We start from the raw sequence: 24,933 nt of genomic DNA on the forward strand, positions 1-24,933 counted from the left end.
AGGACCTTCTGATGTCACAAGTGGAACGGCAGCAGTGGGACGTCGTCGTGGTGGGAGCCGGGGGCGCGGGGCTGCGGGCCGCGATCGAGGCGCGTGAGCAGGGCGCCCGTACGGCCGTGATCTGCAAGTCGCTGTTCGGGAAGGCCCACACGGTGATGGCCGAGGGCGGCATCGCCGCGTCCATGGGCAATGTGAACTCCGGCGACAACTGGCAGGTCCACTTCCGCGACACCCTGCGCGGCGGCAAGTTCCTCAACCAGTGGCGCATGGCCGAGCTGCACGCGCGCGAGGCACCGGACCGCGTGTGGGAGCTGGAGACCTGGGGCGCCCTGTTCGACCGCACGCCGGACGGCCGCATATCGCAGCGCAACTTCGGCGGCCACGAGTACCCGCGGCTCGCGCACGTGGGTGACCGCACCGGCCTCGAACTGATCCGCACGCTCCAGCAGAAGATCGTCTCCCTCCAGCAGGAGGACTTCCGCGAACACGGCGACTACGAAGCGCGGTTGAAGGTCTTCCAGGAGTGCACGGTCACGCGGGTGCTCAAGGAGGAGGGCGCGGGGTTCGGCGAGGGCGGCCGGGTCAGCGGCGCCTTCTGCTACGACCGCGAGTCCGGCCGCTTCTTCGTCCTCGAAGCGCCGAGCGTGGTCCTCGCGACGGGCGGCATCGGCAAGTCCTTCAAGGTGACGTCGAACTCGTGGGAGTACACGGGCGACGGGCACGCGCTCGCGCTGCTCGCCGGGGCGCCGCTGCTCAACATGGAGTTCGTGCAGTTCCACCCGACCGGCATGGTCTGGCCGCCGTCGGTCAAGGGCATCCTCGTCACCGAGTCCGTGCGCGGCGACGGCGGGGTGCTCAGGAACTCCGAGGGCAAGCGGTTCATGTTCGACTACGTCCCCGACGTCTTCAAGGAGAAGTACGCGCAGTCGGAGGAGGAGGGCGACCGCTGGTACGAGGACCCGGACCACAACCGCCGTCCCCCCGAACTGCTGCCTCGCGACGAGGTGGCCCGGGCCATCAACTCCGAGGTCAAGGCGGGCCGCGGCTCGCCGCACGGCGGGGTCTTCCTCGACGTGTCGACGCGCATGCCCGCCGAGGTCATCAAGCGCCGGCTGCCGTCCATGTACCACCAGTTCAAGGAGCTCGCGGACGTCGACATCACCGCGGAGGCCATGGAGGTCGGGCCGACCTGTCACTACGTGATGGGCGGCATCGCGGTCGACTCCGACACCGCGGCGGCGCGCCGCGTGACGGGGCTGTACGCCGCGGGTGAGGTCGCGGGTGGCATGCACGGCTCCAACCGGCTCGGCGGCAACTCGCTGTCCGACCTGCTCGTCTTCGGGCGGCGGGCGGGGCTGCACGCGGCCCGGTACGCCGCGGGGCTCGCCGCCCGGCCCGCGGTGGACGAGGTGCAGATCGACACGGCGGCCGCGGAGGCGCTGCGGCCGTTCAGCGCCGAGGGCCTGGAGGACGGGGCGACGCCGGAGAATCCGTACACCCTCCATCAGGAGCTCCAGCAGACCATGAACGACCTGGTCGGCATCATCCGCCGCGAGGCGGAGATGGAGCAGGCCCTGGAGAAGCTCGCCGAGCTCCGGGTGCGGGCGCGGCGGGCCGGTGTCGAGGGCCACCGCCAGTTCAACCCGGGCTGGCACCTCGCCCTCGACCTGCGGAACATGCTCCTGGTCAGCGAGTGTGTCGCGCGGGCCGCCCTGGAGCGCACGGAGAGCCGCGGCGGCCACACCCGCGAGGACCACCCGGCGATGAACCGCGAGTGGCGCCGCGCCAACCTCCTGTGCCAACTCGCCGATCCGAGCGCCGGGTTGGCGGCCACCGATCCCGTACGCGGCCAGATCGACCTCGTCCGCGTGTCCACCGAACCGATCCGCCCGGACCTGCTCGCCCTCTTCGAGAAGGAGGAGCTGGTCAAGTACCTGACGGAAGAGGAGCTGTACGAGTGAGTTCGTACGACGCGCGATTCAAGGTCTGGCGCGGGGATCTCGGCGGCGGCGGCCTGGAGGACTTCAAGGTCGAGGTCAACGAGGGCGAGGTCGTTCTCGACATCATCCACCGCCTGCAGGCCACCCAGGCACCCGATCTCGCGGTGCGCTGGAACTGCAAGGCGGGCAAGTGCGGTTCGTGCTCCGCGGAGATCAACGGCAGGCCGCGGCTGCTGTGCATGACGCGCATGTCGGTCTTCGACCGGGAGGAGGTCATCACGGTGACGCCGCTGCGGGCCTTCCCCGTGGTGCGCGACCTGGTGACGGACGTCGGCTTCAACTACACGAAGGCGCGCGAGATCCCGGCCTTCGTGCCGCCCTCCGATCTGGGCCCCGGCGAATACCGCATGCAGCAGGCGGATGTGGACCGCCCGCAGGAGTTCCGCAAGTGCATCGAGTGCTTCCTGTGCCAGGACACGTGCCACGTGGTGCGCGACCACGAGGAGAACAAGGAGGCCTTCGCAGGACCCCGGTTACTGATGCGCGTCGCCGAACTGGACATGCACCCGCTGGACGCGGCGGCCGACTCCGGCCTCGACCGGAAACGGACCGCGCAGGAGGAGCACGGCCTCGGCTACTGCAACATCACCAAGTGCTGCACGGAGGTGTGCCCCGAGGGCATCAAGATCACGGACAACGCGCTGATTCCTTTGAAGGAACGGGCCGTTGACCGCAAGTACGACCCGCTGGTGTGGCTGGGCAGCAAGATCCGGCGGCGGCGGGCGGAGTAGGACCTCTGTGCCACACTGCCGCGCATGCGCATACCCTGCCGCTCCCACTCCCGCCTCCGCCCCCTCGCCGCCCTGCTGCTCGTGAGCGCGCTGAGCGTGGCCGGCGCCGGCTGCTCGCTGCCCGGTGGCGGGGACGACGAGGGCGGCGGTACGGGGCTGGAGCGGGCGCTCGCCGCGGTCCCCGCCGCGGCGGCGGACCAGGGGGTGATGTACCGGGACGTACGGACCGTGCGCCGGCTCGTCGCCGAGAACCCGGCGCTCTACCGCGGCCTGGAGGGCTTCGGCATCCTCGAAGTCGCCCAGCACGGCTACACGGGCCGCAGCGTCCGCGCGGACTGGGGGTTCGACGTGAAGGACGTGCGGACGTCCGTCGCGGTCGGCGACAGTTCGCTGCTCACGGGGAAGTTCGACACGGACGCGGTCGACCGGGCGATGAAGAAGCAGGGCTACCGCGCCACCCGCACCGACGACGGCACCCGCTACAAGAAGGGCGGCGACCCCGGGACGTACGAGGTCTCCGGCTCCGCACGCGCCGCCAAGCGCTCCGACATCGCCCTCGGCCTCGCCACGCCCGACGAGTCCCTGCGGGACGACGAGGCGTACGAGGCGGTCGCCGACTGCCTGGGTGACGTCTACGAAGCGACGTACTACGCGAAGCGCGACGACGCGGACGTCGTGCTCTTCGCGATCGGCGGCCGCCTCGGCAAGGACCGCACGTCGTCCTCGGAAACCCTCTGCGCACACACCGCCTCACGCAAGGCGGCCATCACCACAGCGGCCAAGCTCCGCAAGAAGACAGCCCGGGGCCAGCGATACGCGGGCTCAAAGGTCACCGTCGGCAAGGGCACCACCCCACTCGTCACGATGACATGGAAGAACCGCCCCGAGTCCGGCCTCCGCCCGGCCGACAACGACAGGACGTCGGAGCTGCCTGGGGTGCTGGTATGGGGACGCTGAGCCTCCCGAGGGCCTAGGGGCGGGTGGGCGCCCCGGGTTCCGGTCGGCGCCCGCTCCCGGGTCGCGGGGGAACGAATGCGCCCATACGCTCCCAAATGTGATGCCGTCCTCGTCGATGGCCGCGCGGGCAGCAAAGGCCGTGGTGGTCGTGCTGCTCGGGTGGTTCTCGTTGCTGAGTCCGGCGCCCGCGTTCGCCGACGATCCGGTCGCCCTCTCCCGCACGGGGCAGATCACCGACCGGACCCGCGCGCTCGAAGGGCGTGAGGACGCGGTCGAGCAGGCCCTGGACCGGCTCTACGACGAGCGCGGCGTGCAGCTCTTCGTCGTGTACGTACGGGACTTCTCCGGGCGCTCCCCGCAGAGCTGGGCCGACGCCACCGCCGACCGCAACGGCCTCGGGCTCGACGACGTACTGCTCGCCGTGGCCACGCACGACCGCCGGTTCGCGTACTCCGTGGACGACGGTTCGCGGCTCACCGACGCGCAGCTCCAGGACGTGGCGACCACCGCGATCCGGCCCGCCCTGCGCCGGAACGACTGGGCCGGGGCGGCCGTCGGCGCGGCGGACGGGTACCGCGCGGTGCTCGCGGGGCGGCCCGTGCCCACCCCTTCGGTCACGCCGGGCCCGGCCGACCCGGGCGGCGCCGACTCCACGGCCGGCGATCTCGTGCTGCCCGTGGCGGCGGCCTGCGCGGCCGGGATCGCGGCGACGGTCGCGTACAAGCGGCGCAGGAAGCGCGCCGCCACCCGCACCACGCCCGGTGGAGGTGGCGGCTGGGGGCAGGGGGCGCCCCGGGGGAGGGAGGCCGTGCCGGTCGACGAGCTCGACACGAAGGCCCGTCTGCTGCTCGTCGAGACCGACGACGCGATCCGCACCAGCACCGAGGAGCTCGGCTTCGCCACCGCGCAGTTCGGCGAGGAAGCGGCCAAGCCCTTCGGCGCGGCGCTCGCGTACGCGCAGGCCGAGCTGACGGCGGCGTTCCGGCTGCGCCAGGAGCTCGACGACGCCCACCCGGAGGACGACCCCACCAGACGCCGCATGCTGGACGAGATCGTCGCGCGCTGCACGGAGGCGGGCCGCAGGCTGGACGCCGAGACCGCGCGCTTCGACGAGCTGCGCGCCCTGGAGAAGAACGCCCCGCGGGCCCTGGAGCACGCGGAGGCGGCGTTCCGGCAGGTCGAGGAGCGGACCGGCGCCGCGAACGACACGCTCGAAGAGCTCCGCCGGACATACGCGCCGACGGCCTTCGCCACCGTGCTCGGCCATGTCGAACAGGCCGAGGATCGGCTGGCCTTCGCCGCCACCCACCTCGGCCGCGCCCGGCAGCGGATCGACGCGGGTGAGAACGGCGGGGCCGCCGTCCACCTGCGGGCCGCCGAGGGCGCCGTGGACCAGGCCGGCACCTTCGTGGCGGCAGTCGGCCGGCTGGCCGAAGAGCTCGCGCTGGCCGCGGGGAAGCTGCCCGACGCCCTCGCCGAGTCCGAGGCGGACCTCGCCGACGCGCGCGGCCTCCTCGCAGGCACCGGGGAAGGGGTCCCCACGGCCGATCTGCGGGGCCGGGTGGCCCGCGCGGAGTCGGTGCTCGCGGACGTGCGCGGCCGGATGTCCGCCGGGCCCTACGACCCCCTCGACGCCCTGCGCCGCGTCGAGGAGGCCGACGCCGCACTCGACGCGGCGCTCGCGGGGGCCCGTGAGCGCGAGGTCACCGACCGCCGCTCCCGGACCCTGCTCTCCCAGGCGCTGCTCACCGCCCGCAGCGCCGTCGGGGCGGCGACGGACTTCGTCACCACGCACCGCGGCGCCGTCGGCAGCGAGGCCAGGACCCGCCTCGCGGAGGCGGCACGGCACCTCGCGCAGGCGGAGGCCGGCCGGGACGAGGACGCCACCGCCGCGCTCGCCGCGGCCCAGCGGGCGGACGGGCTGGCCCGGCAGGCGCAGCAGCTCGCGGAGCGCGACGTGCGGGGCTACGGCAATCCGTACGGCAACTCCTACGGAGGCGGCTTCGGCGGGAGCGGCGGCCGGGGCGGCGGGATGGGCGGCGCGGTGCTCGGCGGGATCATCCTGGGCGAGCTCTTCGGAGGCGGCGGCCGCCGAGGCGGTGGCTACGGAGGGGGCGGTTTCGGCGGCGGTGGTCCCGGCAGTTTCGGCGGGGGCGGCACGCGGGGGCGCAGGGGCGGAGGCGGCAGGTTCTGATCCCGGCAGCCGTAACGGCACCGGCAGTGGCAGCGGCTTTCGCACGTCCCCGACACACCCTCGTACAAGGAGAACAAGGAGATCAAGGCCATGACGAAGCAGACCATCCTCGGCCGCGTCACCCAGCTCGCCAAGGCGAACATCAACGCGCTCCTCGACCAGGCCGAGGACCCGCAGAAGATGATCGACCAGCTGATCCGCGACTACTCGGACAACATCAGGGAGGCCGAGGAGGCGGTCGCGACCACCATCGGCAATCTGCGGATGCTGGAGCAGGACCACAGGGCCGACCAGGACGCGGCCGTCGAATGGGGCGGCAAGGCCCTCGCGGCGAGCAGGAAGGCGGACGAGCTGCGGGCGGCCGGGAACGCCGCGGAGGCCGACACGTTCGACCGGCTCGCCAAGGTGGCGCTCGGGCGGCAGCTGCGGTCCGAGCGGGAGGCGAAGGACGCCGAGCCGACGATCGCCTCGCAGACCGAGGTCGTGGAGAAGCTGAAGTCCGGACTCGACCGGATGAAGACGAAGCTGTCGGAGCTGGAGTCGCGCAGGGACCAGTTGGTGGCCCGCGCCAAGACCGCGCAGGCGCAGAACCGGATGCTGGACGCGGCCAGGAACATCGACGTCCTGGACCCGACGAGCGAGTTGAGCCGCTTCGAGGACAAGGTGCGGCGCGAGGAGGCGCGGGCGCTCGGCAAGCAGGAGCTGGCCGCATCCTCGCTCGACGCGCAGTTCGAGGAGCTAGACAGCCTGGGCGACGAGGCGGAGGTCACGGCCCGCCTCGCCGCGCTCAAGGCCACGACCTAGAACTCGACGGAGAAATCGACGGAGAAGTCGGCCTAGAACAGGCTGAGCAGCGCCTCCGCCGCGTCCATCGGCTCCGCGTCCCCGTCGGGCAGGGCGAGTTCGAACCACACCGTCTTGCCGCGCGGTGTCCTGCGCGAGCCCCACGCGGCGCTGAGCAGCCCGACCAGCTGGAGTCCGCGCCCGCCCTCGTCGGTGTCGCGCGCCCGGCGCCGGCGCGGCTGGACGAAGCTGGCGTCCCACACCTCGCAGACCAGCGTGCGGTCCAGCAGGAGGCGCAGCCTGATGTCGCCGTCGCCGTACCGCAGGGCGTTGGTGACGAGCTCGCTGACCAGCAGCTCCGCGGTGTCGCAGAGCTGTTCGAGGTCCCAGTCGCGCAGCTGGTCGCAGGCCAGTTCGCGGGCGCGGCCGACGGACTTGAGGTCGCGCGGCAGCGTCCAGTCGCCGACGTGCTCGGCGGGCAGCCCCTGGACGCGTGCCATCAGGAGCGCGATGTCGTCCTCTCCGTGGTGGGTGTCGAGGGTGTTCAGGACGTGGTCGCAGACGTCCTCCAGGGCGGGCGGGGCGTCGTTGAGTGCGCGTACGAACGCGTTCAGGCCCTCGTCCAGGGCGTGGTCGCGGGATTCGACGAGGCCGTCCGTGTAGAGCGCGAGGAGGGCGCCCTCGGGGAGTTCGACCTCGACGTCCTCGAAGGGCTCGCCGCCGACGCCGAGCGGCAGGCCCGGGGGTACGTCGAGCATCAGCGCGGACTCGCCGGGTTCGACGATGACGGGCGGCAGGTGGCCCGCGTTGGCGAAGGTGCAGCGGCGCGTGACGGCGTCGTAGACCGCGTAGACGCAGGTGGCGAGGTAGACCTCGCTGAGGTCCGCGTCCGCCGCCTTGCGGGCCGCGCGGCTGGACTGCTGGGGCCCGGCGGGGTTGCCGAGGCCGCGCGCGATCTCGTCGAGGGCGGAGAGCACCTCGGCGGGTTCCAGGTCGAGGAGGGCCAGGGTGCGGACGGCGGTGCGCAGCTCCCCCATGGCGACGGCGGCGCGCAGGCCGCGCCCCATGACGTCGCCGACGACGAGGGCGGTGCGGTGGCCGGGCAGTTCGATGACGTCGAACCAGTCGCCACCGACCTCCGTCGCGGCGTTGCCCGGCAGGTAGCGGCAGGCGATGTCGAGGCCGGACGCCTCGGGGTCGCCGGGCGGCAGCAGGGACCGTTGCAGTATCAGCGCGCGCTCGTGCTCGCGGCGGTAGAGGCGGGCGTTGTCGATGCAGACGGCGGCGCGGGCGGCCAGTTCGACGGCGAGTGCCCGGTCGCGCTCGCCGAAGGGTTCGCTGCCCTTCGTACGGGAGAACTGGGCGAGGCCGACCACGGTGTCGTGGGCGACCATCGGCACGGCGAGCGTCGACTGGACCAGGCCGCGGGTGAGCCGGCTCGCGGACTCGTCGTCCTCCCCGGTGATCAGCCGGGGGCGGGCGGTGCGCAGGGCGTCGGCGCAGGGCGACGCGAACCCGAACCGGTGGACGGCCCCGACGTCCATGGGTCCGGCACCGGCCGGGAACGGGGCGTCGGCGACGGCGCTCGCGAAGGCCACCCGGCGCAGTTCCGCGCTGCCGTCGGCGAGTCCCGGCGGTGTCTCGTCGCCGTCCAGGAGCCCTTGGTACAGGTCGACGGAGGCCAGGTCGCAGAAGCCGGGGACGGCGACGTCGAGCAGTTCCCTGGCGGTGGTCTCCAGGTCGAGGGAGTTGCCGATGCGGGCCCCGGCCTCGTTCAGGAGAGCCAGATTGCGCCGCGCGTGGGCGGCCTCGCGGGCGGCGGCGTGCCGCCGGGTGACGTCGGTGCCGAGGCCCGCGACGCCGATGGGGCGGCCCGAGCCGCTGTGCACGCGGTAGAGGTTGATCGACCAGTGCCTGCGGTCGCTGCTGCCGGGCGCGGGTCCCACTATCTGCATGTCCGTCACCGCATCGCCGGTCTCCAGGACCCGCTTCATGGCGGCGGACATGCGGTCGGCCTCGTGGCGCGGCAGGTAGTCGTGGACGGTGCGGCCGCGGTGGTCCTCGACGCCGCCGCCGAAGACGTCGGCGAACCGGCGGTTGGCGCGCTGCACCTTCAGGTCCGTGCCGAAGAGCAGGAAGCCGAAGGGAGATTGGCCGAAAATGGCCTGCGAGGCGGCGAGGTCGGTCTCGATCTGCCGCAGCACCCGCACGTCGACGACGATGCAGACCGCGGCCCGCTCGCCCTCCTCGGTCTCGGTCGGCATGACGTAGACCTCGGCGATGCCCTCCGTGCCGGGCCCTTCCGTACGGTCCGCGTCGGGCACCCGGAAGGGGACGACGCCCGTCCACTCCCGTCCGTCGAGGATCTCCGCCATCTTGCGGTGACCGCCGGCGCGCAGCTCGGGCGGCACGAAGGCCTCGATGGGGTCCTTGCCGACGGCGTCCCGCGCGGGCACGCCGAACAGCCGCTCGGCGCGCACGCTCCACTGGTCGACGAGGCCGTCCGCGCCGATCGAGAACGAGGCGACCTTGATGTAGTCGTAGATCGAACCGGGTGGGTTGCTCTGCCACGTCTCGTCGGCCGCACGGTCGCCCGGGGCCGTGTCGCCCGTCGCGTCCTCCGCGGCCCCGCGGGCCATAGCGTCGCCCGACGGACCGTCGCGCTCCGTCGCCTTCGCTGGTATCTCGCTCACGCGAACCGTCCCCTCCAGCTCACCGCGTCCGGCACCGGTCACCGCATACGGCTGACCGCAGTATCCAGCACTACGGTGCCGCGCCACACGGCGTTCACGATCACAGCACGGACTCGACGCTTTTTGGCCCGTGCCGCCCTTGTGCAGGACGTCTGTCGCACACTGCCAGTCTTCTAACCCGGCAACGCCAGCTCGAACCACACCGTCTTCCCCGTTCTGCCCGTACGACCCGGACGTGTGCCCCAGCGCCGGGACGAACGGGAGACCAGCTGGAGGCCGCGCCCGCCCTCGTCGTCGACGGCGGCGATGCGCTCCAGGGGCGGGTCGGGGAGCGGGTCGGACACCTCGACCAGGAGGGTGTCGAGGGGGTCCATGGGGCGTACGAGACGTACGCCGATGGGCCCGGAGGCATGGCGCAGGGAATTGGTCACCAGCTCGCTCACGAGCAACACGGTGACGTCGCCGAGGGGGCCGAGGCCCCAGTCGGCGAGCTGTTTGCGGACGACGGTGCGGGCGGTGCGGACGGCGCCGGGGTCAGCGGGGAAGGCCCACTCGGCGCAGTCGCCTTCGGTGTCGATCACGCCGATCACTTCCAGACCAGTAGCTGAACCCGTCCGGTTTCATGGGAATAGTGGGCATATACCCGATATCAGGGCTCATTTACCGCACACCGGGGCGCACCGTGGCACGAACGGCTCGAACGGCGTAGGCGGGTCGTGGGCGGGTCGTGTGCGTGTCCTGGGCGGGTCGTGGCCGGGTTGTGGCCGGGGGTCAGGACGCGGCGTGCGCGTGTGCGAGCGTCGCCGTGACGGCGGGCACGTCCGCGGTCAGCCAGTCCACGGACCAGACCTGGTCGGGGGCGAGCCAGCGCAGCTCGTCGTGGTCCTCCAGGGGCCGGGGTTCGCCGGAGACGAGCCGGGCGGTCCACACCCGCAGGACGTACCCCTTGGCGAGCGGCCACTCCCCCGGCACCCGGCCGGTCGGTTCGGCCTCGACACCCAGTTCCTCGCGGAGCTCGCGCACCAGCGCGTCCTCGCACCGCTCGCCGGGCTCGACCTTGCCGCCGGGCAGCTCCCAGCCGCCCGCGAGTTCGGGGGGCGCGCTGCGCCGCGCGGCGAGCAGGCGTCCGTCGTCGTACAGGGCGGCGCCCACCACGATCCGTTCGTTCATGCCGCGGAGCCTAGCCGGGCGTCCGTTTCCGCCCGCCGTCCGCTGTTCACTGCCGTCACCGCTACCGCTGCCGGCTATCGCCCGCTGCCGTTCGCGCTCAACTTCTCGACCGAGTAGAGCTGCTTGTGCCCGCGGTCGTCGAGGCGGTCCGCGATGCGCTGGGCCTCGGCCTTCGTCGCGTACCTGCCGACGCGGTAGCGGTTGCCGTTGTCGTCCTGCCGTATCACGAACCAGGGCAGCATTACCGTGCCGTCATTCATCGCGCCCCTCCGTTCGCCACCCCCGGCGCGCCCCACGCCTCGATCAGTAAGGAAACCGCAATCCGCATATGCCCGAGCCTACGCCCGACCTTTACTCAGCGGATACGGCTTTGCACAAAGAGGTACGCGGTTGGGCCGCTATCGGCCAACGCCCGGCAGACAGCAGGGGGGCGCACCCTGTGGATGCGCCCCCCTGGGCACGGCACGGACCGAGGTCACTTCACGGGAAGGCGGTACGCGATCTGATAGCGGTCGGCGGGCACCACGATGTCGGCCGTCTCGACCGGGCGGCCCGACGCGTAGTACGTGCGGTGGACGACGAGGACCACGTGGCCGGGGACGCCGCCGAGCGCCGTGAGCTCCTCGGCCAGGCCGGGGCGGGCGCCGACCTCCTCCGCGACGTTGTCCACGATCACGTCGATGGCGGCCATCCGGTCCACCACGCCGCAGCCGCCGAGGGGGCCCTCCTCGGGGAGCATGACGGGGGTGCGCCCGGTGATGGCGAGGGGCTCCCAGGAGGTGGAGAGCATCATGGCCTCACCGGCGTCCCGGAAGACGTACTTGGTGCACATCACGCGGTCGCCCGCGCGGATGGCGAGCCGCTCGGCGATCGCGGCGCCGGCCTCGGTCTGCTCGCTGCGGGACTCCCAGGTGCCGCGCACGCCGTCGGCGGCCTGCTCCTGGCGGAAGGGGGTCGAACCGCCGTTCGCCGCGCGGTAGCCGGAGCGGGCGATCTTGCGGGGGACGGGGCGCTCGCGCACATAGGTGCCGGATCCGGAGCGCCCCTCGACCAGGCCCTCCGCCATCAGGACCTTGCGCGCCTCCAGGGCGACCGTGTCCGAGACGCCGTACTCCTCGCGGATTCTCGCTTGCGAGGGAAGGCGCGTACGCGGCGGCAGGGAGCCGTCGGCGATCTTCTTGCGGAGATCACCCGCGACCCGCAGATACGCCGGCTGCTCACCGAAAGTCACTGGCCACTCCCATCAGGTTGACAGACAGCAACAGCCTGGCAACCGTGGGTTGTTGCATGCAACCCAAGGCCAAGGAATCACTCGAAGTGATGATTTCTCCTGGCGCAGGTCTTTACGCAGGAGCTTTCCCCGGATATGGCGGGCGATCAACGATTCCGAGGAAGCGTTCGGTCGCCGCCCGGGCGATCTGACTCCCCCAGCCTCCCCAGTTCACGTCGAAACAGTGGTCGGCCCACGGGAGTTCGACGTACGTCGCGGGGGCGCCCGCGGCCCGCAGGCGCCGGGCCAGCTCGCGCGCCTGCGCCACCGGCACCGCGCGGTCCGCGCTCCCGTGCAGCAGCAGCGTCGGCGGCACGTCGTCCCGGACGAGACGGGCGGGCGAGCCGAGGCGGTAGCGGGCGGGGGCGGACGCGGCCGAACCGCCCATCAGGGCCGGGATCATGGGGTCGCGGCGCAGCGCGGTGCCGGCGATCAACTGCCGCATGTCGGTGGGGCCGTAGAGCGAGATCACTCCCGACACCGAGCTGTCGCGGACCGCGCAGGAGGGCGGGACCCGGCCGTCGCCCCGGGTGTAGGCGGCGGCGAGCGCGAGGTTGCCGCCCGCCGAACTGCCCGCGAGGAGCAGCCGGTCGGGGTCGACGCCGTACACGCGCGCGTGCCGCCGCACCCAGCCGACCGCGCACTTCACGTCCCCGATCTGGTCGAGCTGGGTGCCCCGGGGCGCGAGCCGGTAGTCGATGTCGAAGACCGACCAGCCGCGCGCGTTGAACCACCGGTTCCACTCGGGGGTCTGGCTGCGGTGGCCCTTGTTCCAGCCGCCGCCGTGCACCCACACGACGGCGGGGCGCCGCCCCCCGGACCGCCCGAGCGGCGTCCAGAGGTCCAGCGTCAGCTTCTGCCCCTTCGCGCGGTGCGCCCCGTGGCCGCGGCCCACGCGCGCGTACGTGAGCGTGCGCGCGCGGTCGGGCACCTTGGCGTAGTTGACGCCGTCGAAGTACCGCGCGGGGGCGAGCCGTTGCCCCTGTCGCTCCGCGGTGCCGTACGCGGCGGCGTACGGCATCACTCCGTAGACGAGGGCCGCGAAGGAGGCGAGCGCGGCGAGCCCCGCGCACCAGGGGTGCCGTCGGCCGGCGCACGCGGCGGCGGCGAGCCCCAGCAGCCCGGGCGGCAGCAGCACGAGACCCCAGGAGGTGATCGCGGCCGCGACGAGCACCAGGAGGGGGACGCGGGGCAGGGGAGCCGCGACGAGGACGGCGAGCGCCGCGTTCAGCAGGCCGGCGGCCAGGAGCAGGACCCGGGTCACGGCGGGCGGCGGCACGGCGGACGTCACACCGAAGAACTATCACAGAAGCGGACAAAATCCTCTCAAGTCGCCCGCCCGGAGAAGGTCACACCGCCGCGCCCTCGCCGTGGTCCTCGTCGAGCCCGGACTCCGCGCCGTCCTCCGGAGTGGCGTCGCGGGGCGAAGTGGTCGCCAGGCCGAGGGACTTGCGCGCCGCGACGGCGTTCTTCTCGCCGAGCCGCTGAAGGCCCGCTACGTAGTGGTCGTTGAAGCTGTCGGCGTCGTCGGCCCCGGCGGCCTTCGCCCACTCCTTTCGGGCCTTGCCGATCTCGGTGACGAGCGCGTCGACGTGGTCCCGCGTCGCCTTCGGCCAGTCATGCGCGCGCAGCCGCCGCACCCGCTCGGCGAGGCCCTTGTCGACGCGGGCCGCCCACTTCTTGTGCCCTTCGAGGTCGTCCTCGACGCGCTCCGCCGCGGGCTGCGAGAGGTACGCCTCGTCGAAGGGGCGGTCCGCCTTCACGTACGCGAGCTGGTCGGCGTCGAGCGTCGTCGCGTCGCGGCGCAGGGACCCCTTCAGCGGGTGCTTCGGGTCGGCGGCCCCGAAGAGGCAGGTGACGTGGCGGTCGCCCCGGCGCCAGGTGGTCCGGTCGGGCACGAAGTAGTAGAGCTCGGCGTCGCCGAAGTCGGTCCAGCTGTCCAGGACGTAGGGCCACTGCAGGTCGGGGCACTTGGTCCCGGCGAGGTCGACGAGCGCGTCGTCCCCCGGGTAGCTCGTGTTGCTCACGCGGAACGACGCGAAGACCTCACCGTCGTGGCGCCCGGCGCAGGGGACCTCGTCGACCTGGAAGGCGTACCGCATCGAGTCGAGCTTCCCGTCGGGCGCGTCGAAGCAGCCGCCCTTGTCGACCGGGAAGGCCCCGGCGTTCTCCCGGGACTCGCGCGCCGCCTCCTTGAAGCCTTCGGCGAATTCGCGGGCGCCGCCCGTGGCGACGGCGACGACGAGCAGCAGGACGCCGACTACGGAGAGGATGCTGCCCGCGATCGCCATGCCCTTGCCGCGCTCGCCCTTCCTCTTGATCTGCGCGAGCGCGACGAGACCGAGGGCCAGGCCGACGGCGGGCAGGCAGCAGAGGAGGCCGCAGACCAGGGAGGCGATCGCGAAGCCGTTCACCGGCGGCTTGGAGTACGGGGAGTACGGCCCGGGCCACTGCTGGTACGGGGCGTGCCCGGGCGGCGGCCACGGGGGCCCCTGCTGCTGTCCCTGCGGCCACGGGGGTCCTTGCTGCCCCTGCTGCCACGGCTGCTGCCCTGGCGGGGGCGCGTACGGACCGGGCGGCGGCGGTATGTCCACGGGTAGCGTGCTCCTGGGTTCATGGGCGGGCGGTGCGGAGAGCTTGGCGCATCGTAATCGGGGCGGGGGAGAAAAGGTAATGCGGCGGCAATTCTCGACAACTCGGGCAGTGGTGCGGGCCGTCAACGACCTGACCTCGCGGTGGGCGGCCACGACGCCCGTCGACCGCGGCACCGTCTTCTCGGCCCCCGGCGTCTGGCCCCTCCTCGCGTTCCTCGCGGACGGGGCATCGGGCGCGGCCCGCACGGAACTCGCGGACGCGGTGGGACTGCCGGCCGACGAAGCGGCGGCGGCAGCGCGGGAGTTGCTGGCCGCGATGGACCGCGTACGGGGTCTGGACGCGGCCCTCGGCCTGTGGACCAGGCGCACCCTCACCCTGCGCGACGCGTGGCGCGACGGGGTGCCGGTGGAGGCGCTGGGCGTACTGACCGGTGACCCGGGGAAGGACGGGGCGGCGCTCGACGCGTGGGCGGCGGAGCGGACGGGCGGTCGGATCGAGCGGATGCCGGCCCGTCCGGACAAGGACACCGAGTTCGTCCTGGCGAGCGCGCTGGCCCTGCGGACGGAGTGGATACGGCCCTTCGAGGACTCCGTGACGGCTCCGGTGGCGGGGCCGTGGCGGGACCGCTTCCTGGCCGCCCTGCGCCGGTCGACGTCGCTCCTGGACCGCGTCGGCGTCGCACAGACCTCCGCCGGGGCGGTGACCGAGCTGAAGGTGCTCGGCAACACCGGGGTCGACGTCCATCTGCTGCTGGGCGAGGACCACATGGGCCCGGGGCAGGTGCTCGGCGCGGGCGTCGACGTCCTCGCGCGCAGGGTCGCGGTGGCGCCGGGGACTCAACTGCCGTACGGAGAAGTGGGACCGGGCCTGGAGGTGAGCAGGGTGCGCTCCCTCTTCCCCCACCCGCCGACGCTGCACGTCACGACCGTGCCGTTCACTCTGACCGCTCAACACGACCTGATGAAGCGGCACGAGCTGTTCGGCCTGACCTCGGCGAGGGACGCGACGCGCGGCCACTTCCCCGGGATCGCGGCCGAGCCCGTGGCGCTCCGGCAGGGCGAGCAGACCGCGACCGCGACGTTCAGCGCGCGCGGCTTCCGGGCCGCGGCCGTCACGGCGTTCGACGCGGCTGCCATGGGCATGCCCGAGGAGCGCTACATCACCACCGACGTGGACGCCACCTTCGACCGCCCCTTCGGCTTCCTCGCCGTCCACCGCACGTCACGCCTCGTCCTCGCGGCGGGCTGGGTCACCGACCCGGAGCCGTACCGCGAGGACGAGGATCACTGACTCACGTACTCAGGTTCTCCCGGTGTCAGAACTGCAGGCTCCAGGAGTCGATCTTCCCGGTGTCCTGCGCCGCGTTGTCGCTGACCCGCAGCTTCCACGTGCCGTTGGCCGTCTCCGAGGAGGCGTTCACCGTGTACGTGGTGTTGATGTTGTCCGAGCTGCCGCCGGTGCCGTAGCCCTTGAGGGTGTAGGCGGTGCCGTCGGGGGCGATCAGCTGGACCTGGAGGTCACCGATGTACGTGTGCTGGATGGTCACCGGCACGCTCAGGGCGGCGGGCGCGTTGCCCGGGACCTCGGTCACGGTCACCGGGGACTCGGCCGTGGCGTTGTCCTGGATCGCGTAGTCCGTGTCGTTCGTGAACTTCTTGCCCGGCGGGTTGGTCGTGCCCCCGGTGACGTTCAGGAGACGGTTGGGCGAGCCCGTGCCCGGGCTGGTGACGACGCCCGTCGAGGAGGCGCTGACCAGGGCCGAGGACACCTGCGCCGGGGTCGACGAGGGGTTCTGGCCCAGGTAGATCGCGGCCGCGCCCGCGACGTGCGGGGAGGCCATCGACGTACCGGAGATGGTGTTGGTGGCGCTGTCGCCGGAGTTCCACGTCGAGGTGATCGAGGAGCCCGGGGCGAAGAGGTCGAGGATGCTGCCGTAGTTCGAGTAGCTCGCCCTGGCGTCGGTGCTGGTCGTGGCACCGACGGTGATGGCCTCCGCCACGCGCGCGGGCGACTTGGTCGACGCGTCGGTGGACTCGTTGCCCGCCGCCACGGCATAGGTGATGCCGGAGGCGATGGAGTTGCGGACGGCCGTGTCGAGCGCGCTGTCGGCGCCGCCGCCGAGCGACATGTTGGCGACGGCGGGCTTGACCGCGTTCTTGGTCACCCAGTCGATGCCCGCGACGACCTGCGCGGTCGTGCCGGAGCCCTGGTTGTTCAGGACGCGGACGCCGACGACCTTGGCCTTCTTGGCGACGCCGTGCAGCGTGCCCGCGACGGTGCCCGCGACGTGCGTGCCGTGGCCGTGGCCGTCCTGCGCGGTGTTGTCGTTGTCGATGGCGTCGTAGCCGTAGGAGGCGCGGCCGCCGAAGTCGGTGTGGCTGATGCGGACGCCGGTGTCGATGACGTACGCGGTGACGCCCTCGCCCGCGGAGTCCGGGTAGGTGTACTTCTGGTCCAGCGGCAGCGTCTTCTGGTCGATGCGGTCCAGGCCCCAGGACGGCGGGTTCGTCTGGGTCGCGGAGGCAGTGAACGTCCGGTTCTGGACGACCGCGTCGACGGCCGGGTCGGCCGCGAACTTCTTCGCCTCGGCCTCGGAGAGCTCGACCGCGTAACCGTTGAGTGCCTTGTCGTAGGTCCGCTCGATCTTGGCGCCGTACTCCTTGGCGAGGGCCTTGCCCGCGGCGGAGCGGGCCTTGGGGCCGTCTTTGTCGAGGCTCACGATGTAGCTGTTCTTGATCGCGCCGGGCGCGCCGGCGTTCTCGATCAGGCCTTCCGCCCGGTCCGGCTGCGCGTTCGCCGGGAGGGCGGAGACGACGCCGAGGGCGAGGGCCGCGACCGCTGTCGCGCTGATCCCGGCCAGTCTTCGGCGGTTATGACGCATCACTGCCATCTGAGGGGTCCTCCTCAATAGGTGGTGCGTTGGTGGGGGATTGGTGCCGTGGTGCCCACACTCGCGGGGACATGCGGCAGGGGCATGTCAAGACGCCATGCCTGCTCTTGCCTCCGTCGGGACGAAAGATTGGCGGATCCATAGGAATCCCACAAGAGTCAGGACCGGACGTAACCCGGCCCCGGAGCCCTGCCATGACGGCCCCTCAGCAGCCGCCACACGCCTCTCTCGTCCCAGCTTCAACAACCGCCCCAATTAGCCTGCCCGCATGACAGACGTGCCGGACGCCCCGACAGCCACGACCGCCCTGCCCGACTCCCTCTGCCCGGCCGACGGAACGCGCGTCCCCGCGGGCACCCTCGCATGGTCCTGCCCCACCTGCCGCGGCCCCCTCGACCTGGACTTCTCCCCCGTGCCCGCACCCCTCAAGGCCCTCGCGGGACGGGTGAACTCCCTGTGGCGGTACGCGGAGTGCCTGCCGCTCCCCGCCCCCGCGATCTCCCTCGGCGAGGGCCGCACACCCCTCGTGCCGCTCGCGGGGCCGGTTTCGGCCAAGCTGGACTTCCTGATGCCGACGCTCTCCTTCAAGGACCGCGGCGCGGTGCTGCTCGCCGCCCTCGCACAGCGCCTCGGCCCGGACCGGGTGATCGCCGACAGCAGCGGCAACGCGGGCACGGCCGTCGCCGCGTACTGCGCGCGCGCCGGACTCGACTGCACCGTATACGTCCCCGCCGGTACGTCGCCGAAGAAACTGGAGCAGATCCGCGCGCACGGGGCGCGCCTCGAAGTCGTCGGGGGCGACCGCGAGTCGACGGCCCTCGCCGCGCGGGCCGCCGCCGACACGCCGGGCACGTTCTACGCCTCGCACGTCCACAACCCCTACTTCCTCCACGGCACCAAGACGTACGTCCACGAACTCTGGGAGGACCTCGGCGGCCGCCTCCCCGACGCCCTCGTCGTCCCCGTCGGCAACGGCACGCTGCTGCTCGGCGCGGCCCTCGCGGTCCGCGAGCTGTACGCGGCCGGGCTCATCGCACACCGGCCCGCGCTGTACGCCGTGCAGTCCGCGGCGGTCGCCCCGCTCGCCGCCGCGTGGCGGGCCGGCGCGGACGACGTCGTCGGCGAGACCCCGATGGCGCCGACCCACGCGGAGGGCATCGCGATCCCCCGCCCGCTCCGCGCCCGCCAGATCCTGCGCGCGGTACGCGATTCGGAAGGTGCGTTTCTGACGGTGACGGAGGCGCAGATCGCGGCGGCACAGCGGGATCTGGCCGCCCGCGGGCTCTACGTCGAGTCGACGGGCGTGGCGTGCTGGGCGGCCGTGCGGGACGGGGCGCTCGGGGAGCTGACGGCGGTGGTTCCGCTGTGCGGGGCGGGGGCGAAGACGGGGTTGGCGGGATCGGCGGGGTGAAGGAGGGGAGCGAGGGACGGGCGGGGCAGGGTGCATCGGCCGGATGCCACCTGTGCACGGATGTGTGAACGCCCATAGCCTGTGCGACCTTCGCACCCTTGGGGGTCTCGTGAACGGTCTCCGTGCGGTTGTTGTCTGCCTGGTGCTCGCGTGCGCCATGTCGGTGTCGCCGGCCACGGCCGTGACGCCGGGCTGGTCCGCGCTGCCGGTGCCCGCGGCGGCCCCGCCCACCGACGTGTACGACCTCGCCGCCCGCGGGCCGGGCGAGGCGTGGGCGGCCGGGTACGAGTACACCGCGGACGAGATGCGGCCGCTGTTGTACCGGTGGAACGGCACGGCGTGGAGCCGGGACACGACCTTCCCCGGAGCCGGTGAGCCGGGCCGGCTCAGCAAGGTGCAGATCGTCGGCGACGAGGTGTGGTTCTTCCACACCGACGGCGAGGGGGCGGGGGAGATCCTGCGCCGGTCCGCAGGGAAGTGGAGCGCCGTCCCGCTGCCGCAGACCATGTGGGTCTACCAGGACTTCGCCGCCGTGCCCGGCGCGGCCTGGGTGGTCGGTCAGGACGATGCCGGGCTGAAGGTGCTGCACTACGACGGGTCCCGCTGGACGACCCAGTCCGCCCCGCCCGACGTGCACTTCGTGGCGGGCGTCACCGCACGTACCGCCACCGACGCCTGGGCCTGGGCGGACACCAGCACCGGCACCGCCATCCTGCGCTGGGACGGCACGGCGTGGCGGGACGCGCAGGTGACGCTGCCGGCCAACGGCAACGTGCACACGATCATGCTGGACCGGTCCGGCCACGCCACGGTCAGCGGCGCCCAGTACATCGACAACGCGACCCGCACCTACCTGATGACGTGGAACGGCCGCACCTGGCGCACCAGCTACCCACCGCTGGGCAACACCTTCACCGAGGCCCTGGTGCGCGGCCCGGACGGCGCGCTCTGGCTGCCGGTGCGCAGCGACCGCGCGTTCCAGTCGAAGTACGCGCGGGTGGACGGCGACCGCACCACCTTCTCGTACGGCCCCGAGCGCCCGAACGCCATCCACGTCAAGCCGACCGCGCTGGCGAGGGCCGGTTCCTCGCTGCTGTCCTTCGGGACCTTCGAGATCTACGGCTCGAAACCGAATCTGATGAGCGAGCGGCTGGGAGGCTGACCATGGCACGCAGACTTCTCGTCGCGGCCCTCGCCGTCGCCATGACCCTCGTGACCGTGCTGTCCTCGGCCGCGGCGGAAACCGGGGCCTGGCGGCACGTCCCGGTCCCGGCGCAGGTGCGCCCGCAGGCCGGGGTGAACGAGGCGGTGGCGTTCGGCCCCGACCGGGCGTGGGCGGTGGGCACCGACGCCGTCGGCCGCGAGGCGCCGGGCTTCCCGCTGCTCCTGCGCTGGGACGGAACCGCGTGGCAGCGCCAGAAGCTGCCGGGCGACGGCTGGCAGGGAGAGCTGCTGTCCGTCGCGGCGCCCTCACCGACCGAGGCCTGGGCGGTCGGCCGCGACACGGCGGGCGGCGCGCGCCTGCTCCGCTTCGACGGCAAGACCTGGCGCGAGAGCCGGGCACCGCGCGACGTCACCCCGACCAAGGTCGTGGCGGGCGGCGGCGAGACCTGGCTGATCGGTTCGCGGCCCGGCGCGCAGGCGCTGCTGCGCAGGGACGGGTCCGGCTGGCAGGAGATGCCGGTGCCGCCGGGGTCCGTGTACGGCCTGCACGTGAAGGCGGCGGACGACGTCTGGGCCGCGGGCGACACGCACACGGGTGCGGCGGTGTCGCACTGGGACGGGAAGACGTGGGAACAGACGACCGTGTTCGGCTTCCCGCGGGCGGCCGTGGGCAGCGTCTACGCGGTCTCCGACACGGAGGTGTGGGCGGGCGGCACGGCCGGGTTCGTCGGCGGCCCGGTCGGCAAGCCGATCCCACCGCTCCTGGTCCGCTTCGACGGACAGGCGTGGAACCGGGTGACCGTCCCCACCGACTTCGGCTCGGTCACCTCGCTGGCGCCCGCCCCCTCCGGCGAGCTGGGCTGGGTCTCGGTGGCCCGCTCACAGAAGTACGGCCCACCGGGAAGCTGGCCGCCCTTCGTCTCCGGACCGGATTTCCTCGCCTGGGACGGACAGTCGTTCACCGGTTACGACGAGCCGACGGTGGCCGGAGAGGGCGAATCCCAGCGAATGCAGCTGGCACCGGTGCCGGGCACGGGGTCGGTGTGGTCGGTCGGCAGGGCCGCGGGCCCCGAGAACACGTTCGCACCCCGCATCCTGCGCTTCGACTGATGCCGTCCCACGGGTCGTCGCGACCGTCTCCGGCCACTCCGGGCCGCTGCCGTTCGGAGCAGCTGAAGGATCGTGTGCGGTGAGAGCCGACTACACGTTGAAGCGGAACTCCACCACATCCCCGTCCTGCATCACATACTCCTTGCCCTCCATGCGGGCCTTGCCCTTCGCGCGGGCCTCGGCGACCGAGCCGGTCTCGACCAGGTCCTCGAAGGAGATGATCTCCGCCTTGATGAAGCCCTTCTGGAAGTCGGTGTGAATGACACCGGCCGCTTCGGGGGCCGTGGCGCCCTGGGGGATCGTCCAGGCGCGGGATTCCTTGGGGCCTGCCGTGAGGTAGGTCTGGAGGCCGAGGGTGCGGAAGCCGACGTGGGCGAGGGTGGCGAGGCCGGGCTCTTCCTGGCCCACCGACTGGAGGAGTTCGAGGGCCTCCTCGTCGTCGAGCTCGGCGAGGTCCGCCTCCAGCTTGGCGTTGAGGAAGATCGCCTCGGCAGGGGCGACCAGCGCACGCTGCTCCGCCTTGAAGTCGTCGTCCGTCAGCTCGTCCTCGTCCACGTTGAAGACGTAGAGGAACGGCTTCGTGGTGAGGAGGTGCAGGTCGTGGAGGAGCTCCGTGCGCTCCGAGCCCTGGACGATGCCCTGGGAGAAGAGCGTGTCGCCGCGCTCCAGGATCTCCTTGGCCTCCTCCACCGCCTTCACCTTCGGGGCGATGTCCTTCTTGATCCGCGACTCCTTCTGGAGGCGGGGAAGCACCTTCTCGATCGTCTGGAGGTCGGCGAGGATCAGCTCGGTGTTGATCGTCTCGATGTCGTCCTTGGGCGAGACCTTGCCGTCGACGTGCACGACGTTCTCGTCCTTGAAGGCGCGGATGACCTGGCAGATCGCGTCCGACTCGCGGATGTTCGCGAGGAACTTGTTGCCCAGGCCCTCGCCCTCGCTCGCGCCGCGCACGATGCCCGCGATGTCGACGAAGTCGACCGTCGCGGGGAGGACCTTCTGGGAGCTGAAGATTTCCGCCAGTTTGGTCAGGCGGGGGTCCGGGACGCCCACCACGCCGACGTTCGGCTCGATCGTGGCGAACGGGTAGTTGGCCGCAAGGACGTCGTTCTTGGTCAGGGCGTTGAACAGGGTCGACTTGCCGACATTGGGCAGACCGACGATTCCGATCGTGAGCGACACGTTGCGACTTCCCGTACGTGAGGGCTGTGTGGGTGGACGGCCCGGAGGGCCGTAGCGACCGTGGGGCGATCCCCCAGTCTACGGCGTGCCGTCGCCGCCCCCGCCTGCCCGTCTCCTCCGCTTCGAACGCATGGCCAAGGTCGTCCCAAAGGCGTGTCCCGCGACGGAATCGGCGGCGTACCCCGCCTAGGTTGGTCCAGTGGAGCAACACAGGACGCGTCCCCCTCAGTCCGCACCCAAGACCGCGCGGTCCGCATCCGGGACCGCCTCACCGGCCCGGCCACCGCGCCGGACCGCACCGCTGCCCCCGCAGGGCGGGCCCGTGCCGGGCGCGGTGTACCGGGCCGCGCCCCGCCCGCGCCGGCCCGTCCCGCCGTTCCTCCGTGCCCTGCGCCGGGCACCGCTGTACCGCACGCTGTACCGCTCGCTGCGGCGCATGCCGAACCCCCGGCTGACCGGGCTGGGCAGCGGGCTCTTCTGTACGGCCGTGATGTTCGTGCTGGCCTGTCTGCTCCGGCTGGTCGGGGCCGACTCCGTCGTCGCGTACGGCGTGCTGTTCCTGCCCGTGGCCACGCTCACCGCGCTCTGGGTGCGCCCGGCCGACCTGGTCACCGCCCCGGTGAGCGTGCCGATCGCCTTCGCGGCCGGCGTGCTGCCCGTCTCCGGGGGCACGGGCGGGGTCGGCGGCCAGTTCATGGGGCTCGTGACGACGCTGGCCCTGCACGCCGGCTGGCTGTACGCGGGGACGCTCGTCGCCGGGCTCGTCGTGACCGTACGGAAGGTCAGGCTGATGGCGCAGCGGCGGCAGGAGCGTCCCGCGCAGGGCCCGGGCACCGGCTCGGGCCCGACCCGCGGGAAGCGCCTGCCGACCGCGTAGGAGCGAGAGGGCCGGGGACGGGCGCGGAGGCTACGCCTCTGCCGCCGCCATCGCCGCCCCCACGATGCCCGCGTTGTTCTGCAGCTGGGCCGGGACGATCTCCGCCGAGATGCCCTCGATGAGCGGCAGGAACTTGTGCGCCTTGCGGCTCACACCGCCGCCGATGATGAACAGCTCCGGGGAGAACAGCATCTCCACGTGCGCGAGGTACTTCTGTACGCGGCGCGCCCAGTGCTCCCAGCTCAGGTCCTCGTCCTCACGCGCCTTGGAGGAGGCCTTCTTCTCCGCGTCGTGGCCGTGCAGCTCAAGGTGGCCGAGCTCCGTGTTCGGGACGAGGCGGCCGCCCGTGAAGAGCGCGCTGCCGATGCCCGTGCCGAGCGTGAGCAGGATGACCGTGCCGGTGCGGTCCCGGCCCGCGCCGAAGTGCATCTCGGCGACGCCCGCCGCGTCCGCGTCGTTCAGGACGGTGACGGGAACCCCGCCGAGCCGGTCGGAGACCAGCGTGCGGATGTCCTTGCCGATCCAGCTCTTGTCGACGTTGGCGGCGGTGCGCGCCGTGCCGCCCGTGATCACGCCGGGGAACGTCGCCCCGACGGCTCCCTTCCAGCCGAAGTGCTCCACGACCTCGCACACACCGTCGACCACGGCCTCCGGCGTCGCCGGATGCGGGGTCAGCACTTTGTGCCGCTCTTGTGTCAGGTCTCCCTGATCCAGGTCAACGGGAGCGCCCTTGATCCCGGAACCGCCGATGTCCACACCGAAGATCTGCATGGCTCCCACCGTACGGCGCCCGCGCTCCCGGAGCCCGTCTTTCAGCGCTGGGACAGCTCGGCCGCTTCGGCGCGCAGGTCCCTGCGGAGCTCCTTGGGGAGGGAGAAGGTGATGGACTCCTCGGCGGTCTTCACCGTCTCCACGTCTTCGAAGCCCCGCTCGGCGAGCCATTCGATGACGCCGTCGACGAGGACGTCCGGCACGGAGGCGCCCGAGGTCAGGCCGACCGTGGTGACGCCCTCCAGCCAGGCCTCGTCGATCTCGCCGGCGTTGTCGACGAGGTGCGAGGCGGCGGCGCCGGCGTCCAGGGCGACCTCGACCATGCGGATGGAGTTCGAGGAGTTCTTGGAGCCGACGACGATGACCAGTTCCGCGTCCTCGGCGAGCTTCTTCACCGCGGTCTGGCGGTTCTGCGTGGCGTAGCAGATGTCGTCGCTGGGGGGCGAGAGGAGGTTCGGGAACTTGCCCTTCAGGGCGTCGACGGTCTCCATGGTCTCGTCCACGGAGAGTGTGGTCTGGGAGAGCCAGACGACCTTGTCCGGGTCGCGGACCTCGACGTTCGCGACGTCCTCGGGGCCGTCGACCAGCGTGATGTGGTCGGGCGCCTCACCCGACGTACCGATGACTTCCTCGTGGCCCTCGTGCCCGATGAGGAGGATGTCGTAGTCCTCCTTGGCGAACCTGACCGCTTCCTTGTGGACCTTCGTGACCAGCGGGCACGTCGCGTCGATGGTGGCGAGCCTGCGCTCGGCGGCCTCCGCGTGGACGGTCGGCGCGACGCCGTGCGCGGAGAACATGACGATGGAGCCCTCGGGGACCTCCGCCGTCTGGTCGACGAAGATGGCGCCCTTCTTCTCCAGGGTCTGCACCACGTATTTGTTGTGGACGATCTCGTGGCGGACGTAGATCGGGGCCCCGTACTGCTCCAGGGCCTTCTCGACGGCGATCACGGCACGGTCCACGCCCGCGCAGTAGCCACGGGGAGCGGCGAGCAGGACACGGCGGGAGCCAGGCGTAGCAGTCATGCACACCATCGTAAGGCCGCGTCCAGCGCGTCAAAGATCGCCCGGTTGGGGAGACTGGGGACCTGCGTTGATCTACGCGTCGCTCTTACGGCGCTCCACGGAGGCACGGAGGC

The 24,933-nt window shown here is 72.2% G+C and carries 21 protein-coding genes; 10 read left to right on the forward strand and 11 right to left on the reverse strand.

What is annotated here, in order from left to right:
• Nucleotides 1-11 precede the first annotated feature (11 nt).
• The 5 genes from AB0H82_RS24515 (at nt 12) to AB0H82_RS24535 (ending at nt 6,686) form a co-directional block, all read left to right on the forward strand.
• Nucleotides 12-1,961: a fumarate reductase/succinate dehydrogenase flavoprotein subunit gene (locus AB0H82_RS24515; protein ID WP_362996114.1), complete on the forward strand. Its 1,950-nt coding sequence runs from the start codon at nt 12-14 to the stop codon at nt 1,959-1,961.
• Complete coding sequence (locus AB0H82_RS24520; protein ID WP_362996116.1) at nt 1,958-2,731, forward strand: succinate dehydrogenase/fumarate reductase iron-sulfur subunit; 774 nt, start codon at nt 1,958-1,960, stop codon at nt 2,729-2,731. The genes AB0H82_RS24515 and AB0H82_RS24520 overlap by 4 nt, the downstream gene beginning before the upstream one ends.
• A 24-nt stretch (nt 2,732-2,755) precedes the next feature.
• Complete coding sequence (locus AB0H82_RS24525) at nt 2,756-3,688, forward strand: hypothetical protein (protein ID WP_362996118.1); 933 nt, start codon at nt 2,756-2,758, stop codon at nt 3,686-3,688.
• A 100-nt stretch (nt 3,689-3,788) separates the two neighbouring features.
• Complete coding sequence (locus tag AB0H82_RS24530; protein WP_362996233.1) at nt 3,789-5,882, forward strand: TPM domain-containing protein; 2,094 nt, start codon at nt 3,789-3,791, stop codon at nt 5,880-5,882.
• A gap of 90 nt (nt 5,883-5,972) precedes the next feature.
• On the forward strand, nt 5,973-6,686 hold the full coding sequence (locus AB0H82_RS24535) for a PspA/IM30 family protein (protein ID WP_362996120.1): 714 nt from the start codon (nt 5,973-5,975) through the stop codon (nt 6,684-6,686).
• 32 nt (nt 6,687-6,718) lie between these two features.
• Here the strand turns inward: AB0H82_RS24535 and AB0H82_RS24540 are convergent, their stop codons facing one another.
• From AB0H82_RS24540 to AB0H82_RS24570, 7 genes are all read right to left on the reverse strand, one after another.
• Nucleotides 6,719-9,358 carry a SpoIIE family protein phosphatase gene (locus AB0H82_RS24540; RefSeq protein WP_362996122.1) on the reverse strand — a complete coding sequence of 880 codons (2,640 nt, stop codon included), beginning with the start codon at nt 9,356-9,358 and terminating at the stop codon, nt 6,719-6,721.
• Nucleotides 9,359-9,531: 173 nt separating this feature from the next.
• Nucleotides 9,532-9,948 (reverse strand): ATP-binding protein, encoded by a 417-nt coding sequence (locus AB0H82_RS24545; protein ID WP_362996124.1) that lies wholly within the window; start codon nt 9,946-9,948, stop codon nt 9,532-9,534.
• A gap of 181 nt (nt 9,949-10,129) precedes the next feature.
• Nucleotides 10,130-10,528 (reverse strand): (deoxy)nucleoside triphosphate pyrophosphohydrolase, encoded by a 399-nt coding sequence (locus AB0H82_RS24550; RefSeq protein WP_362996126.1) that lies wholly within the window; start codon nt 10,526-10,528, stop codon nt 10,130-10,132.
• 74 nt (nt 10,529-10,602) lie between these two features.
• Nucleotides 10,603-10,788: an SPOR domain-containing protein gene (locus tag AB0H82_RS24555; protein WP_362996128.1), complete on the reverse strand. Its 186-nt coding sequence runs from the start codon at nt 10,786-10,788 to the stop codon at nt 10,603-10,605.
• Between the two features lie 215 nt (nt 10,789-11,003).
• A complete protein-coding gene (locus AB0H82_RS24560; protein WP_362996130.1) occupies nt 11,004-11,759 on the reverse strand; it encodes a GntR family transcriptional regulator in 756 nt (251 codons plus the stop codon).
• A 112-nt stretch (nt 11,760-11,871) separates the two neighbouring features.
• Nucleotides 11,872-13,089 carry an alpha/beta hydrolase gene (locus AB0H82_RS24565; RefSeq protein ID WP_362996132.1) on the reverse strand — a complete coding sequence of 406 codons (1,218 nt, stop codon included), beginning with the start codon at nt 13,087-13,089 and terminating at the stop codon, nt 11,872-11,874.
• A gap of 58 nt (nt 13,090-13,147) precedes the next feature.
• The gene (locus AB0H82_RS24570; RefSeq protein WP_362996134.1) at nt 13,148-14,392 is read right to left on the reverse strand and encodes a DUF4190 domain-containing protein; all 1,245 of its coding nucleotides are present in this window, start codon (nt 14,390-14,392) and stop codon (nt 13,148-13,150) included.
• A gap of 79 nt (nt 14,393-14,471) precedes the next feature.
• Here AB0H82_RS24570 and AB0H82_RS24575 point away from each other — a divergent pair, with 79 nt between their 5' ends.
• On the forward strand, nt 14,472-15,683 hold the full coding sequence (locus tag AB0H82_RS24575) for a serpin family protein (protein WP_362996136.1): 1,212 nt from the start codon (nt 14,472-14,474) through the stop codon (nt 15,681-15,683).
• Between the two features lie 25 nt (nt 15,684-15,708).
• Here the strand turns inward: AB0H82_RS24575 and AB0H82_RS24580 are convergent, their stop codons facing one another.
• Nucleotides 15,709-17,283, reverse strand: coding sequence for a S8 family peptidase (locus AB0H82_RS24580; protein ID WP_362996138.1), 1,575 nt, complete (start codon nt 17,281-17,283; stop codon nt 15,709-15,711).
• A gap of 268 nt (nt 17,284-17,551) precedes the next feature.
• On the opposite strand from AB0H82_RS24580, the gene AB0H82_RS24585 reads away from it, so the two are divergent.
• From AB0H82_RS24585 to AB0H82_RS24595, 3 genes are all read left to right on the forward strand, one after another.
• Nucleotides 17,552-18,694 carry a threonine synthase gene (locus tag AB0H82_RS24585; RefSeq protein WP_362996140.1) on the forward strand — a complete coding sequence of 381 codons (1,143 nt, stop codon included), beginning with the start codon at nt 17,552-17,554 and terminating at the stop codon, nt 18,692-18,694.
• Nucleotides 18,695-18,803: 109 nt separating this feature from the next.
• Complete coding sequence (locus AB0H82_RS24590; RefSeq protein ID WP_362996142.1) at nt 18,804-19,856, forward strand: hypothetical protein; 1,053 nt, start codon at nt 18,804-18,806, stop codon at nt 19,854-19,856.
• Between the two features lie 2 nt (nt 19,857-19,858).
• The gene (locus AB0H82_RS24595) at nt 19,859-20,968 is read left to right on the forward strand and encodes a hypothetical protein (protein ID WP_362996144.1); all 1,110 of its coding nucleotides are present in this window, start codon (nt 19,859-19,861) and stop codon (nt 20,966-20,968) included.
• Between the two features lie 90 nt (nt 20,969-21,058).
• On the opposite strand, the gene ychF is transcribed toward AB0H82_RS24595, so the two are convergent.
• Entirely contained in the window at nt 21,059-22,147 is a 1,089-nt protein-coding gene (gene ychF / locus AB0H82_RS24600; protein ID WP_362996146.1) for a redox-regulated ATPase YchF, read from the reverse strand.
• A gap of 322 nt (nt 22,148-22,469) precedes the next feature.
• Here ychF and AB0H82_RS24605 point away from each other — a divergent pair, with 322 nt between their 5' ends.
• Nucleotides 22,470-23,024 (forward strand): DUF6542 domain-containing protein, encoded by a 555-nt coding sequence (locus AB0H82_RS24605; RefSeq protein ID WP_362996147.1) that lies wholly within the window; start codon nt 22,470-22,472, stop codon nt 23,022-23,024.
• A gap of 30 nt (nt 23,025-23,054) precedes the next feature.
• Here the strand turns inward: AB0H82_RS24605 and ppgK are convergent, their stop codons facing one another.
• Both ppgK and AB0H82_RS24615 read right to left on the reverse strand, forming a co-directional pair.
• Entirely contained in the window at nt 23,055-23,795 is a 741-nt protein-coding gene (gene ppgK / locus AB0H82_RS24610) for a polyphosphate--glucose phosphotransferase (protein ID WP_362996149.1), read from the reverse strand.
• Nucleotides 23,796-23,836: 41 nt separating this feature from the next.
• Complete coding sequence (locus tag AB0H82_RS24615; RefSeq protein WP_362996151.1) at nt 23,837-24,829, reverse strand: 4-hydroxy-3-methylbut-2-enyl diphosphate reductase; 993 nt, start codon at nt 24,827-24,829, stop codon at nt 23,837-23,839.
• Between the last annotated feature and the right edge of the window lie 104 nt (nt 24,830-24,933).

This window comes from Streptomyces sp. NPDC050732 (genome assembly GCF_040654255.1).
Lineage (GTDB): Bacteria > Actinomycetota > Actinomycetes > Streptomycetales > Streptomycetaceae > Streptomyces.

Excerpts from the sequence above, each read along its gene's own strand:
- AB0H82_RS24515 (WP_362996114.1), top strand. The coding sequence starts at position 12 with ATGTCACAAGTGGAACGGCAGCAGTGGGACGTCGTCGTGGTGGGAGCC.
- AB0H82_RS24525 (WP_362996118.1), top strand. The coding sequence starts at position 2,756 with ATGCGCATACCCTGCCGCTCCCACTCCCGCCTCCGCCCCCTCGCCGCC.
- AB0H82_RS24530 (WP_362996233.1), top strand. The coding sequence starts at position 3,789 with ATGCCGTCCTCGTCGATGGCCGCGCGGGCAGCAAAGGCCGTGGTGGTC.
- AB0H82_RS24535 (WP_362996120.1), top strand. The coding sequence starts at position 5,973 with ATGACGAAGCAGACCATCCTCGGCCGCGTCACCCAGCTCGCCAAGGCG.
- AB0H82_RS24550 (WP_362996126.1), bottom strand. The coding sequence starts at position 10,528 with ATGAACGAACGGATCGTGGTGGGCGCCGCCCTGTACGACGACGGACGC.
- AB0H82_RS24555 (WP_362996128.1), bottom strand. The coding sequence starts at position 10,788 with ATGAATGACGGCACGGTAATGCTGCCCTGGTTCGTGATACGGCAGGAC.
- AB0H82_RS24575 (WP_362996136.1), top strand. The coding sequence starts at position 14,472 with ATGCGGCGGCAATTCTCGACAACTCGGGCAGTGGTGCGGGCCGTCAAC.
- AB0H82_RS24580 (WP_362996138.1), bottom strand. The coding sequence starts at position 17,283 with ATGGCAGTGATGCGTCATAACCGCCGAAGACTGGCCGGGATCAGCGCG.
- AB0H82_RS24585 (WP_362996140.1), top strand. The coding sequence starts at position 17,552 with ATGACAGACGTGCCGGACGCCCCGACAGCCACGACCGCCCTGCCCGAC.
- AB0H82_RS24595 (WP_362996144.1), top strand. The coding sequence starts at position 19,859 with ATGGCACGCAGACTTCTCGTCGCGGCCCTCGCCGTCGCCATGACCCTC.
- ppgK (WP_362996149.1), bottom strand. The coding sequence starts at position 23,795 with ATGCAGATCTTCGGTGTGGACATCGGCGGTTCCGGGATCAAGGGCGCT.
- AB0H82_RS24615 (WP_362996151.1), bottom strand. The coding sequence starts at position 24,829 with ATGGTGTGCATGACTGCTACGCCTGGCTCCCGCCGTGTCCTGCTCGCC.